This window comes from Citrobacter sp. FP75 (assembly GCF_018342065.1).
Classification (GTDB): domain Bacteria; phylum Pseudomonadota; class Gammaproteobacteria; order Enterobacterales; family Enterobacteriaceae; genus Citrobacter.
The window spans coordinates 1,311,259-1,332,600 of sequence record NZ_JAFDOE010000001.1; the positions used below are offsets into that span (position 1 = coordinate 1,311,259).

21 protein-coding genes and 1 pseudogene are annotated in these 21,342 nt (G+C 52.9%); 13 read left to right on the forward strand and 9 right to left on the reverse strand.

The annotated features are described in order from the left end of the window. Positions 1-57: 57 nt before the first annotated feature. Positions 58-1,746, forward strand: a complete 1,689-nt coding sequence (locus JQ822_RS06415) for a methyl-accepting chemotaxis protein (protein ID WP_213132739.1) — start codon at positions 58-60, stop codon at positions 1,744-1,746. Positions 1,747-1,792: 46 nt separating this feature from the next. On the opposite strand, the gene JQ822_RS06420 is transcribed toward JQ822_RS06415, so the two are convergent. Then, positions 1,793-2,716, reverse strand: coding sequence for a LysR substrate-binding domain-containing protein (locus tag JQ822_RS06420; RefSeq protein WP_213132740.1), 924 nt, complete (start codon positions 2,714-2,716; stop codon positions 1,793-1,795). Positions 2,717-2,937: 221 nt separating this feature from the next. Here JQ822_RS06420 and JQ822_RS06425 point away from each other — a divergent pair, with 221 nt between their 5' ends. The 4 genes from JQ822_RS06425 to JQ822_RS06440 all read left to right on the forward strand — a co-directional run bounded on the left by JQ822_RS06425 (position 2,938) and on the right by JQ822_RS06440 (position 7,545). After that, positions 2,938-3,840: a manganese-dependent inorganic pyrophosphatase gene (locus tag JQ822_RS06425; RefSeq protein WP_213132741.1), complete on the forward strand. Its 903-nt coding sequence runs from the start codon at positions 2,938-2,940 to the stop codon at positions 3,838-3,840. A gap of 121 nt (positions 3,841-3,961) precedes the next feature. Further along, entirely contained in the window at positions 3,962-5,305 is a 1,344-nt protein-coding gene (gene hglS / locus JQ822_RS06430; RefSeq protein ID WP_213132742.1) for a 2-oxoadipate dioxygenase/decarboxylase HglS, read from the forward strand. Positions 5,306-5,498: 193 nt separating this feature from the next. After that, on the forward strand, positions 5,499-7,154 hold the full coding sequence (locus JQ822_RS06435) for a glucan biosynthesis protein D (protein WP_213132743.1): 1,656 nt from the start codon (positions 5,499-5,501) through the stop codon (positions 7,152-7,154). Between the two features lie 166 nt (positions 7,155-7,320). After that, positions 7,321-7,545 (forward strand): YdcH family protein, encoded by a 225-nt coding sequence (locus JQ822_RS06440; protein ID WP_003833168.1) that lies wholly within the window; start codon positions 7,321-7,323, stop codon positions 7,543-7,545. A gap of 56 nt (positions 7,546-7,601) precedes the next feature. On the opposite strand, the gene JQ822_RS06445 is transcribed toward JQ822_RS06440, so the two are convergent. Then, positions 7,602-8,048 (reverse strand): VOC family protein, encoded by a 447-nt coding sequence (locus tag JQ822_RS06445; protein ID WP_213132744.1) that lies wholly within the window; start codon positions 8,046-8,048, stop codon positions 7,602-7,604. A gap of 136 nt (positions 8,049-8,184) precedes the next feature. Between JQ822_RS06445 and rimL the strand changes: the two genes are divergently transcribed. Next, positions 8,185-8,730: a 50S ribosomal protein L7/L12-serine acetyltransferase gene (gene rimL / locus JQ822_RS06450; protein ID WP_213132745.1), complete on the forward strand. Its 546-nt coding sequence runs from the start codon at positions 8,185-8,187 to the stop codon at positions 8,728-8,730. Here rimL and ydcK read toward each other — a convergent pair. After that, positions 8,722-9,702, reverse strand: coding sequence for a YdcK family protein (gene ydcK / locus JQ822_RS06455; RefSeq protein WP_213132746.1), 981 nt, complete (start codon positions 9,700-9,702; stop codon positions 8,722-8,724). The genes rimL and ydcK overlap by 9 nt on opposite strands. Positions 9,703-9,815: 113 nt before the next feature. Between ydcK and tehA the strand changes: the two genes are divergently transcribed. The 3 genes from tehA to JQ822_RS06470 all read left to right on the forward strand — a co-directional run bounded on the left by tehA (position 9,816) and on the right by JQ822_RS06470 (position 12,254). Then, positions 9,816-10,817, forward strand: coding sequence for a dicarboxylate transporter/tellurite-resistance protein TehA (gene tehA / locus JQ822_RS06460; RefSeq protein ID WP_213132747.1), 1,002 nt, complete (start codon positions 9,816-9,818; stop codon positions 10,815-10,817). Continuing rightward, entirely contained in the window at positions 10,817-11,413 is a 597-nt protein-coding gene (gene tehB / locus JQ822_RS06465) for a tellurite resistance methyltransferase TehB (RefSeq protein WP_213132748.1), read from the forward strand. Before tehA ends, tehB begins: the two co-directional genes overlap by 1 nt. A 169-nt stretch (positions 11,414-11,582) precedes the next feature. Next, a complete protein-coding gene (locus tag JQ822_RS06470) occupies positions 11,583-12,254 on the forward strand; it encodes a DUF3313 domain-containing protein (protein WP_213132749.1) in 672 nt (223 codons plus the stop codon). A 34-nt stretch (positions 12,255-12,288) separates the two neighbouring features. Here the strand turns inward: JQ822_RS06470 and JQ822_RS06475 are convergent, their stop codons facing one another. Continuing rightward, positions 12,289-13,197: a DMT family transporter gene (locus JQ822_RS06475; RefSeq protein ID WP_213132750.1), complete on the reverse strand. Its 909-nt coding sequence runs from the start codon at positions 13,195-13,197 to the stop codon at positions 12,289-12,291. Positions 13,198-13,386: 189 nt separating this feature from the next. Between JQ822_RS06475 and JQ822_RS06480 the strand changes: the two genes are divergently transcribed. After that, positions 13,387-14,256 (forward strand): helix-turn-helix domain-containing protein, encoded by an 870-nt coding sequence (locus JQ822_RS06480; RefSeq protein WP_213132751.1) that lies wholly within the window; start codon positions 13,387-13,389, stop codon positions 14,254-14,256. Here JQ822_RS06480 and JQ822_RS06485 read toward each other — a convergent pair. Then, positions 14,239-15,405: a benzoate/H(+) symporter BenE family transporter gene (locus tag JQ822_RS06485; protein ID WP_213132752.1), complete on the reverse strand. Its 1,167-nt coding sequence runs from the start codon at positions 15,403-15,405 to the stop codon at positions 14,239-14,241. The genes JQ822_RS06480 and JQ822_RS06485 overlap by 18 nt on opposite strands. Before the next feature lie 105 nt (positions 15,406-15,510). Between JQ822_RS06485 and JQ822_RS06490 the strand changes: the two genes are divergently transcribed. After that, the gene (locus tag JQ822_RS06490; protein ID WP_213132753.1) at positions 15,511-16,047 is read left to right on the forward strand and encodes a helix-turn-helix domain-containing protein; all 537 of its coding nucleotides are present in this window, start codon (positions 15,511-15,513) and stop codon (positions 16,045-16,047) included. Between the two features lie 78 nt (positions 16,048-16,125). Then, positions 16,126-18,087, forward strand: a complete 1,962-nt coding sequence (locus tag JQ822_RS06495) for a peptidase U32 family protein (RefSeq protein ID WP_213132754.1) — start codon at positions 16,126-16,128, stop codon at positions 18,085-18,087. Between the two features lie 3 nt (positions 18,088-18,090). On the opposite strand, the gene JQ822_RS06500 is transcribed toward JQ822_RS06495, so the two are convergent. The 4 genes from JQ822_RS06500 to JQ822_RS06515 all read right to left on the reverse strand — a co-directional run bounded on the left by JQ822_RS06500 (position 18,091) and on the right by JQ822_RS06515 (position 21,048). Then, the gene (locus JQ822_RS06500) at positions 18,091-18,321 is read right to left on the reverse strand and encodes a DUF2554 family protein (protein ID WP_192464852.1); all 231 of its coding nucleotides are present in this window, start codon (positions 18,319-18,321) and stop codon (positions 18,091-18,093) included. A 188-nt stretch (positions 18,322-18,509) separates the two neighbouring features. Continuing rightward, entirely contained in the window at positions 18,510-18,635 is a 126-nt protein-coding gene (locus tag JQ822_RS06505; protein WP_213132755.1) for a DUF2474 domain-containing protein, read from the reverse strand. Further along, on the reverse strand, positions 18,635-19,645 hold the full coding sequence (cydB, locus tag JQ822_RS06510) for a cytochrome d ubiquinol oxidase subunit II (protein ID WP_213132756.1): 1,011 nt from the start codon (positions 19,643-19,645) through the stop codon (positions 18,635-18,637). The genes JQ822_RS06505 and cydB overlap by 1 nt, the downstream gene beginning before the upstream one ends. Next, on the reverse strand, positions 19,645-21,048 hold the full coding sequence (locus tag JQ822_RS06515; RefSeq protein ID WP_213132757.1) for a cytochrome ubiquinol oxidase subunit I: 1,404 nt from the start codon (positions 21,046-21,048) through the stop codon (positions 19,645-19,647). Before JQ822_RS06515 ends, cydB begins: the two co-directional genes overlap by 1 nt. Positions 21,049-21,216: 168 nt before the next feature. On the opposite strand from JQ822_RS06515, the pseudogene JQ822_RS06520 reads away from it, so the two are divergent. Next, positions 21,217-21,300: pseudogene (locus JQ822_RS06520) on the forward strand (type II toxin-antitoxin system HicB family antitoxin); the annotation flags it as partial. Positions 21,301-21,342 lie beyond the last annotated feature (42 nt).

Below are 21,342 nucleotides of genomic sequence, written 5' to 3' on the forward strand. Positions count from 1 at the left end.
GATGACTATCTAACGGGCGTGTTTTCACGCATAAACCCTACAAGAGAGTCGACGGTCATGGACAACACAACATCGATGCAGGCCCAGCATAAACTGGGCTTTCTGCATCAAATCCGACTGGTTCCGCTGTTTTCCTCCATTCTCGGTGGCATCCTTCTGCTTTTCGCCTTAAGTTCCGGGCTGGCGAGCTATTTTCTTATGCAGGCCGATCGCGATCTGCGCGATGTGACCGATGAGATCCAGGTCAGGATGGGGTTATCTAACAGCTCTAACCACTTGCGCACCGCGCGTATAAATATGATCCATGCCGGTGCAGCGAGCCGTATTGCCGAAATGGACGATATGAAGGCCAATATCGCGGAGGCGGAAAAGCGGATTCAGCAGTCACAGGATGGTTTTAATACTTATCTGTCACGGGCGGTGAAAACAGCCGCCGGAGAAGCGTTAGACGCCGAACTAAGCGCCAGCTTTAAGGCGTATGTCGACGGTTTGCAACCGATGCTCAAGTACGCCAAAAACGGCATGTTTGAAGCGATCATCAACCATGAAAATGAACAGGCCAGGCCGCTGGATTCCGCCTATAACAAGGTGTTGCTGAAAGCGATAGAAATTCGTACCGCAAGGGCGAATCATCTCAGTGAGCAGGCTCACCAGCGTACGCAACTCGGCATGGCCTTTATGCTGGGTGCATTTGTTCTGGCGCTGGCCTTGACGTTGATGACGTTTATGGTGCTGCGCCGTGCTGTTATCCATCCGCTGCTGCGTGCAGCCCAGCGTATTGAGCAAATCTCAGCAGGCGATCTGACGATGCCGGATGAACCGACCGGGCGCAGTGAAATTGGTCGCCTGAGCCATCATCTGCAGACGATGCAGCATTCGCTGGGGAAAACCGTGGGTACCGTGCGTCAGGGGGCGGAAGAAATCTATCGCGGCACTAGTGAAATCTCCATGGGGAACACCGATCTGTCCTCACGTACTGAAGAACAGGCGGCGGCGATTGAACAGACGGCGGCCAGTATGGAAGAGCTGACGGCCACGGTGAAACAGAATGCCGATAATGCGCATCATGCCAGCAAGCTGGCGGAAGATGCTTCCGGTAAAGCCAGTCGGGGCGGCCAGATGGTTTCTGGCGTGGTGCAAACCATGGGCAATATATCGACCAGTTCGAAGAAAATCTCCGAAATTACGGCCGTTATCAACAGCATTGCTTTCCAGACTAATATCCTGGCGCTGAACGCGGCGGTCGAAGCGGCGCGGGCAGGCGAGCAGGGGCGCGGGTTTGCGGTGGTTGCCAGTGAAGTGCGCACGCTGGCAAGCCGTAGCGCCCAGGCAGCAAAAGAGATTGAAGGTTTGATCAGCGAATCCGTACGGCTGATTGACCAGGGCTCCGGTGAAGTGGTGGCTGCAGGCAATACCATGACGGATATCGTCGATGCGGTAAAACGCGTGACCGATATTATGCTGGAAATTGCCGCAGCCTCCGATGAGCAAAGCCGGGGTATTGTGCAGGTGAGCCAGGCGATTTCAGAGATGGATAAGGTCACGCAGCAAAACGCCTCGCTGGTTGAGGAAGCGTCTGCCGCTGCAGCCTCGCTGGAAGAGCAGGCGGCGCGTTTAACCCAGGCGGTCGGCACGTTTCGCCTGCAGGGTGGCAGCGTGAACAAACGCGTTCCCCTTGCCGCCACGCCGGTTTATTCACCGCCGCCAACGGCAGCATCCCACACCGAGAACTGGGAAACGTTTTAACCATAAAGGGACCATAAGGTCCCTTTATTTTTAACAGTGATAAACATCAAAAAGGAACGGTTTTACGGATTGCAGCGATGAGGATCTGCGCGGCAGCGGGAAGCTGAACGTCTACGCGGGTCAGAATACCGATTGGCTCGCCGGACCCTTGAGTGGGAACGGGCAGTGACACCAGCGTCGCCTGGCGCAAATCTTCTCGCACCGCGCCTGAAGGCACAAACCACACGTAGTCGTAATCCACCGTTAGCTGGCGTGACAACGATGCCGATAGTGTTTCAATACAACCACGCGGCAGTTCACATCCCTGGCTTTGTAGCAGAGCTTCCGCATGCTGCCGCGGAGCGGTTCCTTTTGGTGAAACCACGACCGGCCACTCCATCACCCGGCTTAGCGTGATGGTTTCCTGCAATAGCGGGTGGTTAGGACGTACTACCAGCTTGAGTGACTCAAGAAATAATAATTCGTAGTTCAGGCCAACCATTAATTCCGGATCGGCCATCCGGCCAATGCCGAGGTCGATTTCACCGGATTTTAACCCGGCCAGGATCATCGGGTTGCTCATGGTGGCAACCTGCAGCGTGGTCTCCATTTGCTGCTTGTGAAACGGACCAATGACAGCGGGAAGAATGCCCAGCGCCGCCGTCGGCAGTGCCCCGATGCGCACGACATCATTATGCGCTTCCTCCCGACGATTTAATGCCTGACCGGCGGTATTGAGCGCGTCAAGAACTCTTACCGCATGGGTAAGGAACTGTTCGCCGGGCAGCGTTAGCTGCGCACCAAGGCGACCACGATCAAAGAGGCGTGTCCCGGTCAGTTGCTCCAGTTCGTTGAGTGTTTTGGAGAGGGCGGGTTGACTCAGATTTAGGGTTTCAGCCGCGCGCCCCAGCGTTCCCTGTTGGGCAACGGCGACAAAAGTGTGAAGGTGGCGCAAGCGAATACGCTGATTGAACAGAACATTTTTTTCCATAAGCGATGTTAAGAACAGAGCCGTATCGGTAGCAAGTAGAGTTGTTGGTTTTTGATAACCTGATAGCAAAATATTATTAACATTTATCATGTTTTACTTACAAATAATTTATTTTGCTTATGTTTTGCACTGCCATCGCTGCGCAGTGGGATCATGGAAGGGAATGAACCCGGTCGTTATACTCTGCCTATTGTTCTTTTCTCATTATAAGGCACTGATTAATGATACATGTAATAGGGCACCTTAACCCCGATAGCGATGCTATTTGCACCGCCGCGATGACCGCTCGCTGGTTGACCTTACGCGGTCAACAGGCAACGGCATGGCGCGCGGGGGAACCTAACCGCGAAACGCAATTCATCTTTGAGCACGCGGGACTCACGATGCCCGAACTGCTGACGTTTCCGTTGACCGATCTCGATGTCTGGCTGGTTGATTTTACCGAACCCGCTCAGGGACCGGATTCCCTGGCTGAAAGTAACGTCGTCGGTATCATCGACCATCATCGCCTCGGTGGTTTAGTCACCCGTCTGCCGCCGGAAGTGTGGGTTAAACCGGTCGGCAGTAGCGCAACGCTGCTATGGCAACTGATGTCGGAAGAGGAGCGTAGCCAGATCTCTTCCACCGAGGCCGTTTTGCTGTTGGGGGCTATTTTGAGTGACACTGTCACGCTACGTTCACCCACCACCACGCCTGACGACCGCCAGGCGGTGGACGCATTGACTAAAAAAACAGGGGTGAGTCTGGAGACGTTCAGTCGCGATCTGCTGTCGGCCAAAACCAGCGTGGAAGGCATGAGTGCCCGGCAGCTTCTGAATAAAGATTGCAAAACGTTCACAATCCACGGGCATCAGGTCTGCGTGGCACAGCTCGAACTGTACGCGCTGGATCAGGTTGCGCCGGTGCTGGACGATTTGCGTCAGGAAATGGTGCGCTATGCGGAAGAAAGCCACGCCGCGCTGGTGGTTCTGATGCTGACGGATATCAACAAGGGTGACACCAGTTTGTGGTTTGCCGGAACGGAGCTGGCTGACATCGAGCAGCCCTGCATGGTCGAAGGGATGTTAAGCCGCAAAAAACAGATGCTGCCGTGGCTGGAAAGTCATTTAAAACCGCGCCAGTAAGCTCCGTTCACTGTCTACGTGGGTGGGGGAATTTATGCGGGATCACAGTTTGTAAATTCTTCCCACCGGACTCGGTGGCGTTCTCTACACTCCAGGTAATATTCACTGGAGACATGACATTATGGCGAACACCATCACGGCAGATGAGATTCGGGAACAATTTTCGCAGGCAATGTCAGCAATGTACCAGCAGGAAGTCCCACAGTACGGCACATTGCTGGAACTTGTTGCTGATGTGAATCTGGCGGTACTGGAAAATAATCCAACGCTGCATGAGAAACTGGCCAATGCGGATGAGTTAGCGCGGCTGAACGTTGAGCGCCACGGTGCGATCCGGGTGGGTACCGCGCAGGAACTGTCCACACTGCGGCGGATGTTTGCCATTATGGGCATGTATCCGGTCAGCTATTACGATCTCTCTCAGGCGGGTGTGCCCGTCCACTCTACGGCGTTTCGTCCCATTGACGATGCTTCGCTTTCGCGTAATCCGTTTCGGGTGTTTACCTCGTTATTACGCCTTGAATTAATCGATAACGTGGCGTTACGCCAGCGGGCTGCGGAGATCCTCGCCAGACGCGATATTTTTACGCGCCGTTGTCACGAACTGCTGGACGAGTTTGATGTGCAGGGCGGTTTTACGTCCGTGCAGGCCCAGGAGTTTGTACATGAAGCGCTGGAAACCTTTCGTTGGCATCAACACGCCACGGTAGATGAAGAGACCTATCATGCGCTGCACAACGAACACCGACTGATTGCCGATGTAGTGTGTTTCCCCGGTTGCCATATCAACCACCTGACGCCGCGCACGCTGGATATTGACCGCGTGCAGTCGATGATGCCAGAGTGCGGTATTGAACCGAAAATCCTCATTGAAGGGCCCCCGCGTCGTGAGGTTCCTATTCTGCTGCGTCAGACCAGCTTTAAAGCGCTGGAGGAAGCGGTGCTGTTTGCCGGCGAAATGCGTGGCACCCACACCGCACGTTTTGGTGAGGTAGAACAGCGTGGTGTAGCGCTGACGCCAAGAGGCCGGGCGTTGTACGACGAACTGCTGAGCAAAGCGGGTACGGGCAAAGATAACCTGACACACCAGTTGCATCTTCAGGAGGTGTTTAAAGCCTTCCCGGACAGTGAGTTTTTGCTACGTCAGCAGGGACTGGCCTGGTTCCGCTATCGCCTGACCCCGTCGGGTGAGGCGCATCGACAGGCGATTCGTCCGGAGGACGATCCGCAGCCGCTGATCGAGCGGGGTTGGCTGGTGGCTCAGCCCATCACCTACGAAGATTTCTTACCGGTGAGCGCCGCAGGCATTTTCCAGTCCAATCTGGGCAATGAAACCCAGGCACGCAGCCACGGTAATTCCAGCCGCGATGCGTTCGAACAGGCGCTGGGCTGTGCGGTGTATGATGAGTTTGCACTGTATCAGGAGGCGCAAGATCGCAGTAAACGACGCTGCGGTTTACTTTAATCGAATTTACACGGGATTCAGTCTGTTCCCATCGACATAAAATATTTTCGATTTTGTACAGATAATCGGCGACCAACAATTGGATTATTAATGAATTTTGTCTAGAGTGAGCGGTCAGAAATGTGCACTCTCTTGCCGCTGATAAAGACCAGCGCGGGACCATTCACACGACCAGAAGGACTTACTTTCAGGCATGAATCGTAGACGATTTATTAAAGGTTCAATGGCAATGGCCGCCGTGTGCGGAACCAGTGGTATTGCATCACTCTTTTCCCGTGCGGCCTATGCGGCAGAGTCTGACATTGCAGACGGAAAAACCGTACGTTTTGATTTTTCCGTACTGCAATCAATGGCCCACGATTTGGCACAGAAACCGTGGGGCGGCGCGCCGCGCGCGTTACCGGATACGCTGGCTAAACTGACGCCGCAGGCTTACAACAGCATTCAATACGACGCCGAGCAGTCTCTGTGGAACAATGTTGAAAATCGTCAGTTAGACGCGCAGTTTTTCCATGTTGGCATGGGTTTTCGTCGCCGCGTGCGCATGTTCTCGGTTGATGACAGTACGCATATGGCGCGTGAGATCCACTTCCGTCCTGAATTGTTCAAATACAACGATGCGGGCGTGGATACCAAACATCTGGAAGGGCAAACCGATCTCGGTTTTGCCGGTTTCCGCGTGTTTAAAGCCCCTGAACTGGCTCGTCGCGATGTCGTTTCCTTCCTCGGTGCCAGCTATTTCCGCGCCGTAGATGACACCTATCAGTACGGTTTATCGGCGCGTGGCCTGGCAGTAGATACTTACACCGACAGCAAAGAAGAGTTTCCGGACTTTACCGCGTTCTGGTTCGAAACGGTCAAACCGGGCGCGACCAGTTTTACAGTGTATGCGCTGCTCGATAGCCCAAGCGTAACCGGCGCGTTTAAGTTTGTGATCCACTGTGAGAAAACTCAGGTGATCATGGATGTGCAGAACCATGTCTACGCCCGCAAAGACATCAAACAGCTCGGCATTGCGCCGATGACCAGCATGTTCAGCTGCGGCAATAACGAACGCCGGATGTGCGACACCATTCACCCGCAAATTCACGACTCCGATCGCCTGGCAATGTGGCGTGGTAACGGCGAGTGGATCTGCCGCCCGCTGAACAACCCGCAAAAACTGCAATTTAATGCCTATACCGATGACAACCCGCGCGGGTTTGGCCTGCTGCAGCTGGATCGTGATTTCTCCCACTATCAGGACATTATGGGCTGGTACAACAAGCGCCCAAGCCTGTGGGTCGAACCGCGTAACCAGTGGGGCAAGGGGACCATTGGCTTAATGGAGATCCCAACCACCGGTGAAACGCTGGATAACGTCGTCTGCTTCTGGCAGCCGGAGAAGGCGATCAAAGCCGGTGACGATCTGGAGTTCAAATATCGCCTGTACTGGAGCGCGCAGCCACCAGTGCGTTCGCCGCTCGCGCGCGTGCTGGCAACCCGCACCGGCATGGGCGGATTCCCGGAAGGATGGGCGCCGGGTGAGCATTACCCGGAAAAATGGGCGCGTCGTTTTGCCGTTGATTTCGTTGGCGGTGATCTGAAAGCCGCTGCGCCGAAGGGCATTGAACCGGTGATTACGCTCTCCAGCGGAGAAGCGAAGCAGATTGAAATCCTCTACGTTGAGCCGATCGATGGTTATCGGATTCAGTTTGACTGGTATCCAACCTCGGACTCAACCGACCCGGTAGATATGCGCATGTTCCTGCGTTGTCAGGGCGATGCAATCAGCGAGACCTGGCTATATCAGTATTTCCCGCCAGCGCCGGATAAACGTCAGTACGTTGACGATCGCGAAATGCGTTAATCGCTATTTCTGTGGCTCTCCTGAAGGGGAGTCACAGACCGCATTCCTCCTGAAACATTCTGTACGCTATTTACTCGATCCTGTTCGCATTTTTCCCTATGTCAAATGGGTAAGCTGAAGGTGTGTATTTCTTCTACACATTTTTGTCCACTAACAGGGAGAAAGTATGTTTCCAGAATACAGAGACCTCATTTCCCGACTGAAATCCGAGAACCCTCGCTTTCTGTCTTTATTCGAAAAACACAACAGCCTTGATCATGAGATTTCCAGACTGGAAGGTTCGGATGGTCGGGGATACAGTTTGGATATTGTTCGCCTGAAGAAACAGAAACTTCACCTGAAGGAAGACCTGCTTAAAATATTGCAAAAAGAGAGTGTCAGTGAGAGCTAAATAGCACGACTCTCACTGCTTTATTAGGTTTAATGCCTGATTCTCGGGCATTAAACCTACAGCTTTTGTGCGATATCCCAGATAAACCCAAAAGGATCTTTAACGCGCGCTTTTAAATCCCCCCAGAACATTTCAGCGGGGGCATTCAGTACCGTTGCGCCAGCCTGCACCATTTCATTTACCAACGACGCAACATCATCAACGTACATATAGAAAATGAAAGGTGTCGGGGATTCAGTTGTTTGCGGACTTTTCAGATCAGAATCCCAGCCTTCTTTGTTAATCGTAAAGTTCGTGCCACGGTAGCGAATTCGGGCAAACAGCATCTCACCGTCATCACCTTCCAGTTCTGCAATGGCGACCATGTTCATTGCGCCGGTATAGAAATCAACGGCAGTTCTGACATTCGGCACGTTAAGCGCGGTGGTCAGCCAGGTGAGTCCTGAACCTTCCCATGGGTGAGTGCGGTTTTCAACGTTATTGAACCAGTTCAATTTATTCATTACAGTTTGCCTCACATCTTCTCAAAGTATAAAAATGTTGCCCGTTAGTGCTGGGGATATGTTATCAAAACCTTAAAAAAACACTGTATGAAAAAACAGGGTTGGCATTTTTTGCACAATCGTAATGGAAAGGAACATGCCAGAAATTATAACCATTAATGAAACGCTGGAACTGCGTGCGGTCGAAGAGCAACACGTCACGTCATTGCATCAATTGGTGCTCAAAAATAAGTCCTGGCTGCAGCAGTCGCTGAACTGGCCGCAGTTTGTGGAATCCGAGGATGACACCCGCAAGAACGTGCAGGGCAATATGATGCTGCACCAGCGCGGCTACGCCAAAATGTTCCTGATTTTTGAGCAAGAAAGTGTGATCGGGGTGATCTCATTTAATCAGATTGAACCGCTGAACAAAGCAGCCTACATCGGCTACTGGCTGGATGAGGCGCATCAGGGGCAAGGCATAATGTCCCGTGCACTACAGGCGTTGATTCAGCATTATGCGCAGCGCGGCGAGATCCGTCGTTTTATCATTAAATGCCGGGTGGATAACCGTGAAAGTAATCAGGTGGCGCAGCGTAACGGCTTCCTGCTGGAAGGTTGTATGACGCAGGCGGAGTACCTCAATGGTGAGTACCATGACGTGAATCTCTATGCCCGAATCATTGATAACACCTCAGAATAAACCAGCCAGAGGCGTGCGCGTAATACGCTGTTCACCATTAATCACTTTCGGGCCGCGCAGATGAATCGCGTCGTCCTCAAACGCCTCGATGTGAGTCTGATCAGTAACCTCAATGTGATGCTCGATCAACACTTCTCCCTGGATACAGGCGTGGCCTTCAATGAGGATGTAATCGTCAAGCAGGATTGGACCGCCGCGCAGATATGCATGACCCCCAACCAGTACGTGATGTTTCAGAACGCAGTTGCCCTCGACCACCGCGTGTTCCGCCACCTGTGAGCTATAGCGCAAAGTAGGGATGGCATCTTCATGAGTGCCGGCGATAAGTCGGGCATGCCCGTACACTTTCGCGCAATCGCAGATCCAGACGTTATTTTCTTCATTGCCTTCTATCCGCGCAAAATCAAAAACTTCAGCGCGATGTTCAATAAAAGCGTAGCTGACGACGGCGTCGCCATAGATCTGCACCTGATGCACCACGCGTGAATTACTGACAATGGCGCGGTCGTAAATGTGCAAAACCTGGTCACTTTCGCGGGTTAATCCTTTGGCGGCAATAATTTCTGAACGGCACAACACACGGGCTTCACCTGACAGGAGGCATTCCCCACGGACAGTGGAATCTCTTATCGTGACGTTGTCACGTATTTGTGCGCCATGGCTGATTTCCGCCTGATCAATCCATGCGTCATCACCAACCTGCGCACTATCTCTGATGATGCTTGCCTGAGTAATGCGGGCATTGCCGGAGATAGTCGCCCCGGCAAACGCCAGCGCATTCTCATCGTAAATCCAGCAATCGCCGTTTTGCGCCAGTACGCGTTCATCGTCAATCCAGCCACCCCGCGTCCCGGCTTGCACATCATTAAAGTCGGTGAGGGCGATTATCTGACGTAGCAATACGCTTTTTTTGTTGCCATTATCCTGATAACTGAAGGAACGTGGCTCATCGCTCAGACGGTATTTGGTCATAGAGAATTTCCCAGTTGCGCACCTTAGTTAAACGTAGCAAAGTTTTCCGCACTGGCTATACAGTCGGAAATTCCATAAAATGTATTTCAAATATACTTTAAAAAATAAACAAAATGAGTAATAACAAGCAGAGTGAGCGAGTCCTTAATCTTCCGGCCGGTTATTTTGGCATGGTACTGGGAACCATCGGTATGGGATTTGCCTGGCGCTATGCCAGTCAGATATGGTCGGTGAGCCACTGGTTCGGTGACGGATTAGTGATCCTCGCGATGGTCATTTGGGGATTGCTGACGCTGGCATTTCTTACCCGTCTGCTGCGTTTTCCCCACAGCGTGCTGGCGGAAATACGCCACCCGGTGATGAGCAGTTTTGTCAGTCTCTTCCCCGCCACCACCATGCTGGTGGCGATTGGTTTTGTTCCCTGGTGTCGACCATTAGCCGTGGGTCTGTTCAGTATTGGCGTGGTGATACAACTGTCGTACGCGGCCTGGCAAACGGCGGGGCTGTGGCGAGGGGAGCATCCAGAGGAAGCCACCACGCCGGGTCTGTATCTACCGACCGTAGCCAATAACTTCATCAGCGCCATGGCCTGTGGCGCACTGGGTTACAATGATGCGGGACTGGTGTTTTTGGGCGCCGGAGTATTTTCCTGGCTGAGCCTTGAGCCGGTTATCCTGCAACGTTTACGCAGCTGTGGAGAACTACCCGCAGTATTACGTACTTCACTTGGCATTCAGCTGGCTCCGGCTCTGGTCGCCTGTAGCGCCTGGCTCAGCGTTAATGGCGGAGAAGGTGATACGCTGGCAAAAATGTTGTTCGGTTATGGCCTGCTGCAGCTGCTGTTCATGTTACGACTGATGCCGTGGTATCTGTCTCAGCCGTTTAATGCGTCATTCTGGAGCTTCTCATTCGGCGTGTCGGCGTTGGCAACTACGGGGCTGCATTTAGGCCACGGCAGTGGGACAGGTTTTTTTCATACGCTGGCGATCCCGCTGTTTATTTTTACCAATTTTATCATTGCACTATTACTGATACGTACGTTTGCATTGCTGATGCAGGGAAAACTGCTTATTCGCACGGAACGTGCAGCATTACTGAAATCTGAGGATAAATAATGACCCGTTGTGACGAAAACTACTTTACTGAGAAATATGATTTAACCCGCACGCATTCCGATGTTGTCGACGCGGCAAAAATTGTTGCCCCAGGCAAAACGTTAGATCTGGGCTGCGGGAATGGCCGTAACAGTCTTTACCTGGCGGCTAACGGTTATGACGTTACCGCATGGGATAAAAACCCGATGAGCATCGCTAATCTGGTGCGCATTAAAGATGCAGAAGGGCTGACCAATCTGCACGCGGAGGTGGCAGACCTCAATGCGTTACGCTTTGACGGTGAATACGATTTTATTCTTTCTACCGTGGTGATGATGTTCCTGGACGCGAAAACTATTCCGGGCCTGATCGAGAATATGCAGCGTTGTACCAAACCGGGTGGGTATAACTTGATCGTCGCGGCAATGGATACCGATGATTTTCCGTGCACCGTTGGGTTCCCGTTTGCGTTTAAAGCAGGGGAGTTACGCCACTATTACGCCGGTTGGGAGCTGCTGAAATATAACGAAGACGTGGGTGAACTTCATCGTACGGATGAGAACGGCAATCGCATTAAACTACGCTTTGCGACAATGCTGGCGCGTAAAACGGTCTGACCTACCCATTTGTGATAACCCTTTCTACGTTCAGCATTTTTTGAGTGCTGAACATTAAGATAACGTTAAGATAAAATTGTGCGGTCCTTACCATTTTTAGTTCATCCAAAATGATTTCCTTTTGCTATTATTTCAGATGCATATGTGCAATATACTAAGGGATCGTTCCATGCGTGCTCAAACTTTATTTAAAGTTGCAGTGCTTACGGGTTTACTGGCGTTATCAGGCTGTGCCTCAAAAATAACGCAGCCTGATAAATATTCAGGTTTTTTAAAAGATTACTCTGGCCTGAAGGAAACAAAATCTGCCACCGGACAACCGGTGCTGCGTTGGGTTGATCCCAACTTTAATGAGTCCAAGTACGATAACATCGTTTATAACCCGATCACGTATTATCCGGTTCCTAAACCAACCACCCAGGTCGGTCAGCAGGTTCTTGATAAGCTGCTGAACTATACCAACACTCAGATGAAAACCTCCATTGCTAAGCGTAAGCCTTTGGTGACGACCCCAGGTCCGCGTAGTCTGATTTTCCGTGGAGCAATCACCGGTGTTGCGACCAGCAAAGAAGGGCTGCAGTTCTATGAAGTGGTCCCGGTTGCGCTGCTTGTTGCCGGTACGCAAATGGCGACGGGGCACCGTACCATGGACACCCACCTCTTTTTCGAGGGTGAGTTGATCGATGCGGCAACCAATAAACCCGTGATTAAAGTTGTACGTCAGGGTGAAGGTAAAGACCTGAATAACGAAAGTACGCCAATGGCGTTCGAAACGTTGAAGAAAGTTGTTGATGACATGGCGACCGATGCCTCCATGTTTGATGTGAACAAAAAACAGTAATGATGGGCGCACCATCTGTAGATGGTGCGTTTTTTCAGGCAACTCGTCGACGGTACAGCAGTTTCCCCATCAGCACTTCCGGGCGGGTAAACATCACCATATTCCCCAGCAAAATTAGCACTAATCCGGCAATCGCATTAACCTGCCAGACATATCCTTCGTACAACGTAGACAGCGTTAGCGCCACCAGTGGAAAAAGCAACGTGCTGTATGCCGCTTTACTGGGGCCGATGCGACCGACTAACGTGAAATAGGCGCCGAAGGCGATCACCGAACCAAAAATCGCCAGATACAACAGCGCGCTGAGATAACTGAAGGTCCACTGTGGCGTGAAGTTATCGCCGCGCACCAGCGCAATGGCGGCAATCAACACGGTGCCATACAGCATTGCCCAACTGTTGGTGGTCATTACCTCGAGACCTTTTTTCTGATGACGCAGGCTTATCATATTGCCCAGTGAGAATCCAAAAGTGCCGAGGGCACTTAAACCAATACCCAACAGCAGCGAGTGATTCAACCCACTGTTGACCAAATCCGGCCAGAATAAGGTGACGATACCTGTCAGCCCCAACCCGGCGGCAACATAAAAACGTCGTGGCGGTTTTTGACCAAAGAACAGGTAGCTATTGACCGCATTAAACAGGACCGCCATCGAGAAAATAACCGATTCGAGGCCGGTATTGATCCACGCAGCGGCAGTGTAAAAACACCAGAAGTTAAAGCAAAAAACGCATCCGCCTTGTAACAGACAAAACAGATGATCGCGCCCCGACAGCTTACGTAATTTCCCGCTTACCAGCAGGATGGCTATCATCACGGTGCTGGCGACGGCAAAGCGCCAGAAGATGGAGACCGGTGCGGCAACCGGGCCTTGTTGCAGGTAAATCGCAATCCATGTCGTTCCCCATATCACCACCACCAGACAGTACAACAGTGCGTTCATATATCGCTCTCATTTTGGCTATTCAGAGGCAGAATGTGCCACGCCAGTTCTGCGAATGCTTTCATCAGATTGCGGATAACTTGCAAAATCTTGCGCTTTTTTTTGTGTAAAGCTGAAAAGAGGGCTGTTAACACCCTGTTGCTGAGATAGACTGAAACTCTGCTAACAACGTCTTTTGAAAGTGATGGTATGCCTCAGCCCTACGATGCCTTTGAAAACTTACGCAAACATAATGCCGTGTTGCATGAGTCAGTTGCGTTACATTCAGGGATCCAACTGGCGGCGTGGTCGAACAAACGCGATACCATCACCCAATATTGCGATCACCACACGCTCAGTTTGTATGTGGCAGATGGCTACGAGAGTTACCACAAAACGGCGGGCGGCTGGAAGAACGGCGGCGGCCCGGACCGCTTCTGCCTGATGCCCAAAGAAAGCGAATCCAGTTGGGACATTCGCGACGATCTCTCCTTTGTTCATCTCTACTGTACCGACGCGCATCTGCGCGAAGTCGGGGAGAAAGTCTGGGACAAAAGCCCTTTTAGCTTCACGCTGGACGAACATACCTTCGGCAGCGATCCGGGGATCACCGCCGTGTATCGCCAGTTTTTACTCGGCAATGACTGGCAACAGCCCGCCAATCACCTCACGCTCAGTGCTGCGTCCTCGCTGTTATTAACGCACCTGATCCAGCATTACAGCAACGTACAATGGCGTCCGCCGGTGGTCACGGGAGGACTGGCGCCCGTCACGTTGCGTAATGTGCTGGCCTATATCGAGGCGCATTTGGCGTACCCCATCACGCTGAGCGATCTCGCGAGTGAAGCGGCGTTGAGCGATTTTCACTTTGCCCGAATGTTCCGCCAGTCGATGAACATGGCGCCCCATCAGTATGTGATGCAGCGTCGTATGGCGCTGGCGCAGCAGTTGGTCTGTTATTCTGCCCGCAGCCTGTCTGATATCGCGATGGCCTGCGGATTCAGCTCCGCCAGCCACTTCAGCAACCGCTTTAAACAGGTGACGGGTAAGACGCCCTCGCAGCTACGTGCTGCGCGCTAATCTTAGCACCGTGTAGCACAGCCCTCCGGCAATTAATCCCCAAAATGCAGAGCCAATCCCCAGCAGCGTCAAACCGCTGGCAGTGACCAGAAAAGTGATAATCGCCGCGTCGCGCTCGGTTTCATGATGCAGCGCCTGATACAAACTGCCGCTAATTGTCCCGAGCAATGCCAGACCGGCCAGCATCTGGATCCAGCTAACCGGCAGGGCTGACATCAATCCGGTGACCGAACCGCCAAACACCCCAGCCAACAGATAGAAGACGCCAGCCGCCGCCGCCGCGAGCCAGCGTCGTTTTGCATCAGGGTGTGCTTCCGGGCTTTGGCATATTGCGGCGGTGATGGCGGCAATACAGATGGAATAGACGCCAAAAGGCGAAAACAGCAGCGCCAGCAGGCCGGTAAACACGATCAGCGGTGAAACGGGTAATGAATAGCCGGAGGCTTTCATGGTGGCAATGCCGGGGGCATTTTGTGAGGCCATCGTCACCAGAAACAGCGGTAGGGCAATACTGATGCTGTGGGCGAGGGAAAAGTGGGGCGCTATAAACTCCGGCATTGCCGGTGAAATATTGACACCTTTAGTGACAACGACACCTTTTATCAGAGCGATAGCTATTCCCACCAGCATCGCAGCGATCACCGCATAGCGCGGTGCCAGAACTTTGAGCACCAGCCATGCCAGCAGCATACTGCCGCACAGCAGGAGTTCACTGTTCATACTGTTGAATGCCTGTAGCCCAAAACGTAGCAGGATCCCGGCCAGCATCGCCGACGCCAGCGAGTGAGGAATAACCTGCATCAGACGGGCAAACAGCCCGGTCACGCCGCACAGGACAATCAATGCATTGGCAACAATAAAGACGCCAATCGCTTCCTGAATGGTTAAACCCTGCAAACCAGTAACCAACAGTGCCGCGCCGGGCGTTGACCAGGCGGTTAATATTGGGGCGCGGTACCATAAGGACAGCGCCAGCGTGCTGACGCCCATCGCTATGCCTAGCGCGGTCATCCAGCCCGCAATTTGCCCGGTGGTTGCCCCGACGGCCATCGCCGCTTGCCAGATAATGGCCGCCGAACTGGCGTAGCCGACCAGGACGGCTACGAAACCAGACAGTATGGTAGGCAAAGGAAGTGAAAATGTGCGCATAGCGACTCCGCGTGCGTTATAACGGTCACTCACAGTAGCACTGTGCGTTATAGCGCACAAGTGATAGGCTATGGCTTTGCCACACGAGATTGAGGGAGCAAACGAATGGATAATGTCACTCACTATCTGGCGGCCACGCTCAGGGTATTACGTCAGAAACGGGAATGGAGCCTTTCGCGTCTGGCCCAGGAGACCGGTGTGTCAAAAGCCATGCTGGGGCAAATTGAGCGCAATGAATCCAGCCCGACCGTGGCGACGTTATGGAAAATCGCCACTGGACTGAACGTCCCATTTTCGACCTTTATCTCGCCGCCGGAAGCGAACTGCACGTCCACGTTTGATCCTCAACAGCAGGCGATGATTGTCACGCCGCTGTTCCCGTGGGATCCACAGCTCTGCTTTGACCATTTTTCGATACTGCTGGCGCCCGGCGCGCTGAGTGAATCCACCCCGCATGAAACCGGCGTTATTGAACATGTAGTGGTGATTAATGGCCTGCTGGATATGTGCATTGATGGCATGTGGCGAACATTAAAAAACGGTGAAGGGGTGCGTTTTGCCGGGGATACTGCGCACAGTTATCGAAACAGCAGCGGGCAAACGGTTCACTTTCATTCGCTCATCCATTACCCACGCAGTTAATCAGGAAAACTATTTCGCAACGTCGTGCTTCTGACTACAATAGCCGCCATTTTACCGCTTTTGGATGGTAACAACCGTATGCCTCAGCAACCTCATCGTCTTGAATTGTTAAGCCCGGCCCGTGATACCGCGATTGCGCGCGAAGCCATTTTGCACGGCGCAGATGCCGTTTACATTGGTGGACCGGGGTTTGGAGCACGCCATAATGCCAGTAACAGCCTGAAGGATATCGCTGAACTGGTGCCTTTCGCCCATCGCTATGGGGCGAAAATCTTTGTGACGCTGAATACGATTTTGCATGATGATGAGCTGGAACCCGCTCAGCGGTTGATTACAGATCTGTATCAGACCGGCGTTGATGCCCTGATTGTGCAGGACATGGGGATTCTGGAGCTGGATATTCCGCCCATTGAACTGCATGCCAGCACCCAGTGCGATATTCGCAGCGTCGAGAAAGCAAAGTTTCTCGGCGACGTTGGTTTTACCCAGATTGTGCTGGCGCGCGAACTGAGCCTGGAGCAGATTAGCGCCATTCATCAGGCCACCGACGCGACCATCGAGTTTTTTATTCACGGTGCGTTGTGCGTGGCGTATTCCGGCCAGTGTTATATCTCCCATGCCCAAACCGGACGTAGCGCTAACCGTGGTGATTGTTCTCAGGCTTGCCGCCTGCCGTATACCCTGAAAGACGATCAGGGGAGAGTGGTGTCATACGAAAAACACCTACTGTCGATGAAAGATAACGATCAGACCGCCAACCTGGGCGCGTTGATCGACGCCGGCGTGCGGTCCTTCAAAATTGAAGGCCGCTACAAAGACATGAGCTACGTGAAGAACATTACTGCCCATTATCGCCAGATGCTGGACGCGATTATCGACGAGCGTGGCGACCTTGCCCGCGCATCGGCAGGGCGCACGGAACATTTCTTTACCCCCTCCACGGACAAAACGTTTCACCGCGGCAGCACTGATTATTTTGTCACCGCCCGCAAAGGCGATATCGGCGCATTCGACTCGCCGAAATTTATCGGCTTGCCGGTAGGCGAAGTGTTGACGGTGGCAAAAGATCATCTTGACGTCGAAGTAACGGAACCGCTGGCTAACGGCGATGGCCTGAACGTGCTTATCAAGCGCGACGTGGTCGGGTTTCGCGCCAATACCGTCGAGAAAACAGGGAACAACCGATATCGGGTCTGGCCGAATGAAATGCCTGCCGATCTGCATAAAGTGCGCCCGCATCACCCGTTGAATCGTAACCTTGATCATAACTGGCAGCAGGCGCTAACCAAAACGTCCAGTGAGCGCCGCGTGGCGGTTGATATTGAACTGGGGGGCTGGCAGGAGCAGTTGATCCTGACGCTCACCAGCGAGGAGGGCGTGAGTATCACCCACACGCTGGATGGTTTGTTTGAGGAAGCGAACAACGCGGAAAAAGCGCTGAATAATTTGCAGGAAGGGCTGGCAAAGCTTGGTCAGACGCTGTATTACGCCCGCGATATTCAGATCAATTTGCCGGGCGCGCTGTTTGTGCCGAACGGTCAGCTTAATCAACTGCGTCGTGAAGCTGTCGAGATGCTGGATGCCGCGCGGCTGGCCAGCTATCAGCGTGGCAGTCGTAAACCGGTCGCCGATCCTGCACCGGTTTACCCGCAAACACATCTGAGTTTCCTGGCAAACGTCTATAACCGCAAAGCGCGTGCGTTTTACCACCGTTATGGCGTTCAGCTTATTGATGCTGCTTATGAAGCGCATGAAGAAAAAGGCGAAGTGCCGGTCATGATCACCAAGCACTGCCTGCGTTTTGCGTTTAACCTGTGCCCGAAACAGGCCAGGGGCAACATCAAAAGCTGGAAAGCGACGCCAATGCAGCTGGTGAACGGCGATGAAGTGCTGACGTTGAAATTTGATTGCCGACCGTGCGAAATGCACGTGATCGGCAAGATGAAACATCACATTCTGAAAATGCCGCTGCCGGGCAGTATCGTTGCCTCCGTCAGCCCGGATGAGCTGATGAAAACGTTACCGAAGCGTAAAGGCTAAGCGTTAACTTTGATGGGTATCGGGTTTGCGTGATTTTTGCCAGTGATGGTGCTCGCGGAGATCGGCGGCGGAGTCTTCCGCCGTCACCCGCAGTTCATCGCTGTCAGCCGTGTGTCGTAATAAGTGATCGGCATCCTGTACCTGAAGATATTCATGTCCCTGATTAGTAGCGAAAAGCTGGCCGGAGAAAAGCGCGCTGGTCAGCAATAACACCGTTAACCCTTTCTTAAACATCATGCAGCCTCTGGTACGTTTTAACAAAAATGGCGGTAATTTCGACGAGTGACTATTCAATATTTTAATCGGATAAATGGCAATCTCTGTTTTGCCAATTCGATGTTTTTTACATTTTTGTTTAGTCAACGTTAGGGTTTGTAACAACCGGGAAGCGCAGCGCCACCCGGTTGTTATCTGGAAGGGAATCAGGACTTAAAGCCAGCTGCCGTCATGAGAACACGAAAGAACATGCCGACAGCGGCCAGGGCCAGCACGCTGCCGCCCCACAGGACAACCAGCCACATCAGGCGTTTCCATATTGATTGTTGCATCAATGATACCCCTCACCATGTTGAACTTTGCCGCGAAAGACGTAATAACTCCAGAAGGTGTACACGAGGATTATCGGGATAATCAGTAACGCCCCCACCAGCATAAAGCCCTGACTTTGCGGCGGTGCCGCCGCCTGCCAGAGAGTAATAGACGGCGGAATAATATGTGGCCAGATGCTGATCCCCAGCCCGCTGAAGCCGAGGAAAATCAACCCCAGCGTCAGGATAAACGCCAGTGCATGACTCTGTTGCTGGCCCAGCGAACGCCACAGCCACAGGCTAATTAGCGCAACCAGTAGTGGAACCGGCATCAGGAACCACAGGTTTGGCAGGCTAAACCAGCGTTCAGCAATCGCACTGTGCGCCAGCGGCGTCCACAGGCTGATAATGGCAATCACCACCAGCAGCGCCAGTAGCAGTTTTTTGGCGACACTGCGCATTTTATCCTGCAGCGGGTTTTCGCTTTTCATCACCAGCCACGTCGCGCCCAGCAGTGCATAGGCCACTACCAGACCCACGCCGCAAAACAGCGTAAACGGGGTGAGCCAGTCGAAAGCTCCGCCGCTGTAGCTGCGCCCTGTGACCGAGAATCCATTGAGCACCGCACCGACGACAATGCCCTGGGTGAAGGTTGCAAGGATCGAGCCGCATAAAAACGCTTTATCCCAGAACGGCCGGTGTGCGGGCGTCGCTTTGAAGCGAAACTCAAAGGCCACGCCGCGAAAAATAAGGCCGATTAGCATCAGGGTTAAGGGGATGGTCAGTGCATCGACAATCACCGCGTAGGCCAGAGGAAAAGCGCCAAACAAGCCTGCGCCACCCAGCACCAGCCAGGTTTCATTGCCGTCCCACACCGGCGCGACGCTGTTAACCATCACATCGCGATCGTCAGGGTCCTGAATAGCCGGAAATAAAATGCCGATCCCGAGGTCGAAACCGTCCATCACGATATACATCAGCGTGGCGAACACGATGATAACGAACCAGATAACTGATAAATCAATGCCCATTAGCGGTGTGCCTCCGGTTGAGAATCGAGGACTGCAGCGGAAAGCGGTCGTGCAGGGGTGCCCGTTGGCGGTATCGTCGGATCATCTTCCTTAGGCCCTATACGGATCAGGCGGATCATATAGCTGTAGCCCACGCCGAAAACCGAACTGTACACTACAAAGAAAGCCAGCAGGCTGATACTCATATGTAGGTTGCCATGCGCGGAAACCGCATCAGCCGTGCGCTGCAGACCGTAAACGACCCACGGCTGACGACCCACTTCGGTGGTAACCCAACCTGCAAGAATGGCGATCAGGCCTGAAGGTCCCATCCATAACGCGAAGCGCAGGAAAGGACGTGAGGTGTACAGCCGTTGTTTGTAGCGTAGCCACAGCGCGAAGGTGCCCAGCAGAATCATCAGCATGCCCAGGCCTGCCATAATGCGAAACGACCAGAACACCATAGCGGAGTTGGGACGGTCTTCTTTTGGAAACTCTTTCAGAGCCGGAACCTGTTTATCCAGACTGTGGGTCAGGATCAGGCTACCCAGCGCCGGGATGGCCAGCCCGTAGCGGGTACGTTCCTGTTCCATATCCGGCCAGCCGAACAGCAGTAGCGGGGTGGGTTCGCCGGGCCGGTTTTCCCAGTGACCTTCAATGGCAGCAATCTTGGCAGGCTGATGCTTCAACGTGTTCAGCCCATGCATGTCGCCAATCAACGCCTGTAACGGGGCGACGATCAGCATCATCCATAGCGCCATAGAAAACATGGCGCGGATTGCCGGTGTGTTATTCCCGCGTAGTAAATGCCAGGCCGCCGACGCCGCAACAAACAGAGCGCTGCTCAGGAAGGCGGCAACGGACATATGCAGCAGACGATAAGGGAAGGACGGGTTGAAAATGACTGCAAACCAGTCCACCGGCACCACTTGTCCGTTGACAATTTCGTAGCCCTGCGGCGTTTGCATCCAGCTGTTGGAGGCGAGGATCCAGAACGTCGAGATAATAGTTCCCAGAGCGACCATACAGGTGGCGAAGAAGTGTAAGCCAGGACCGACGCGGTTCCAGCCAAACAACATCACGCCAAGGAAACCCGCTTCCAGGAAGAATGCGGTTAACACTTCATAGGTTAGCAGCGGTCCGGTGATGCTCCCGGCGAACTCGGAAAACCCGCTCCAGTTGGTGCCGAACTGATAGGCCATCACCAGGCCAGAAACCACGCCCATACCAAAGTTGACGGCGAAAATTTTCGACCAGAAATGATACAGCGAACGCCAGGTGGGATTTTTGGTTTTCAGCCACAGACCTTCAAGAACCGCCAGATAGCTGGCAAGACCGATAGTTATGGCCGGAAAGATGATGTGAAACGACACCGTAAACGCGAACTGAATCCGCGCCAGGTGAAACGCGTCAAGACCGAACATGCTTAACTCCGCAGGCAAAATTGATTTAGCGCAATTCTATGCCTGGGGAACGGTAGGGGGCAGAAACAGAACAGTTCTTTTTAACCATAACAGTTGTGGCGATGTTATCCGTTGGCGGAACTGATATGAAATCTGGACGCTGAGTTACTGTTATTAATTCGCGTTCTCCTTCTTCAACATGCGACGAAAATTGATGCCGTGCAGATTGCAGCACGCGCGCTAGGCAAAGAGCTTTCGTTAACCATGCAATGAAACTGTAAACCATAACAGTTGCCAGAATGTTGTTTATTTTAC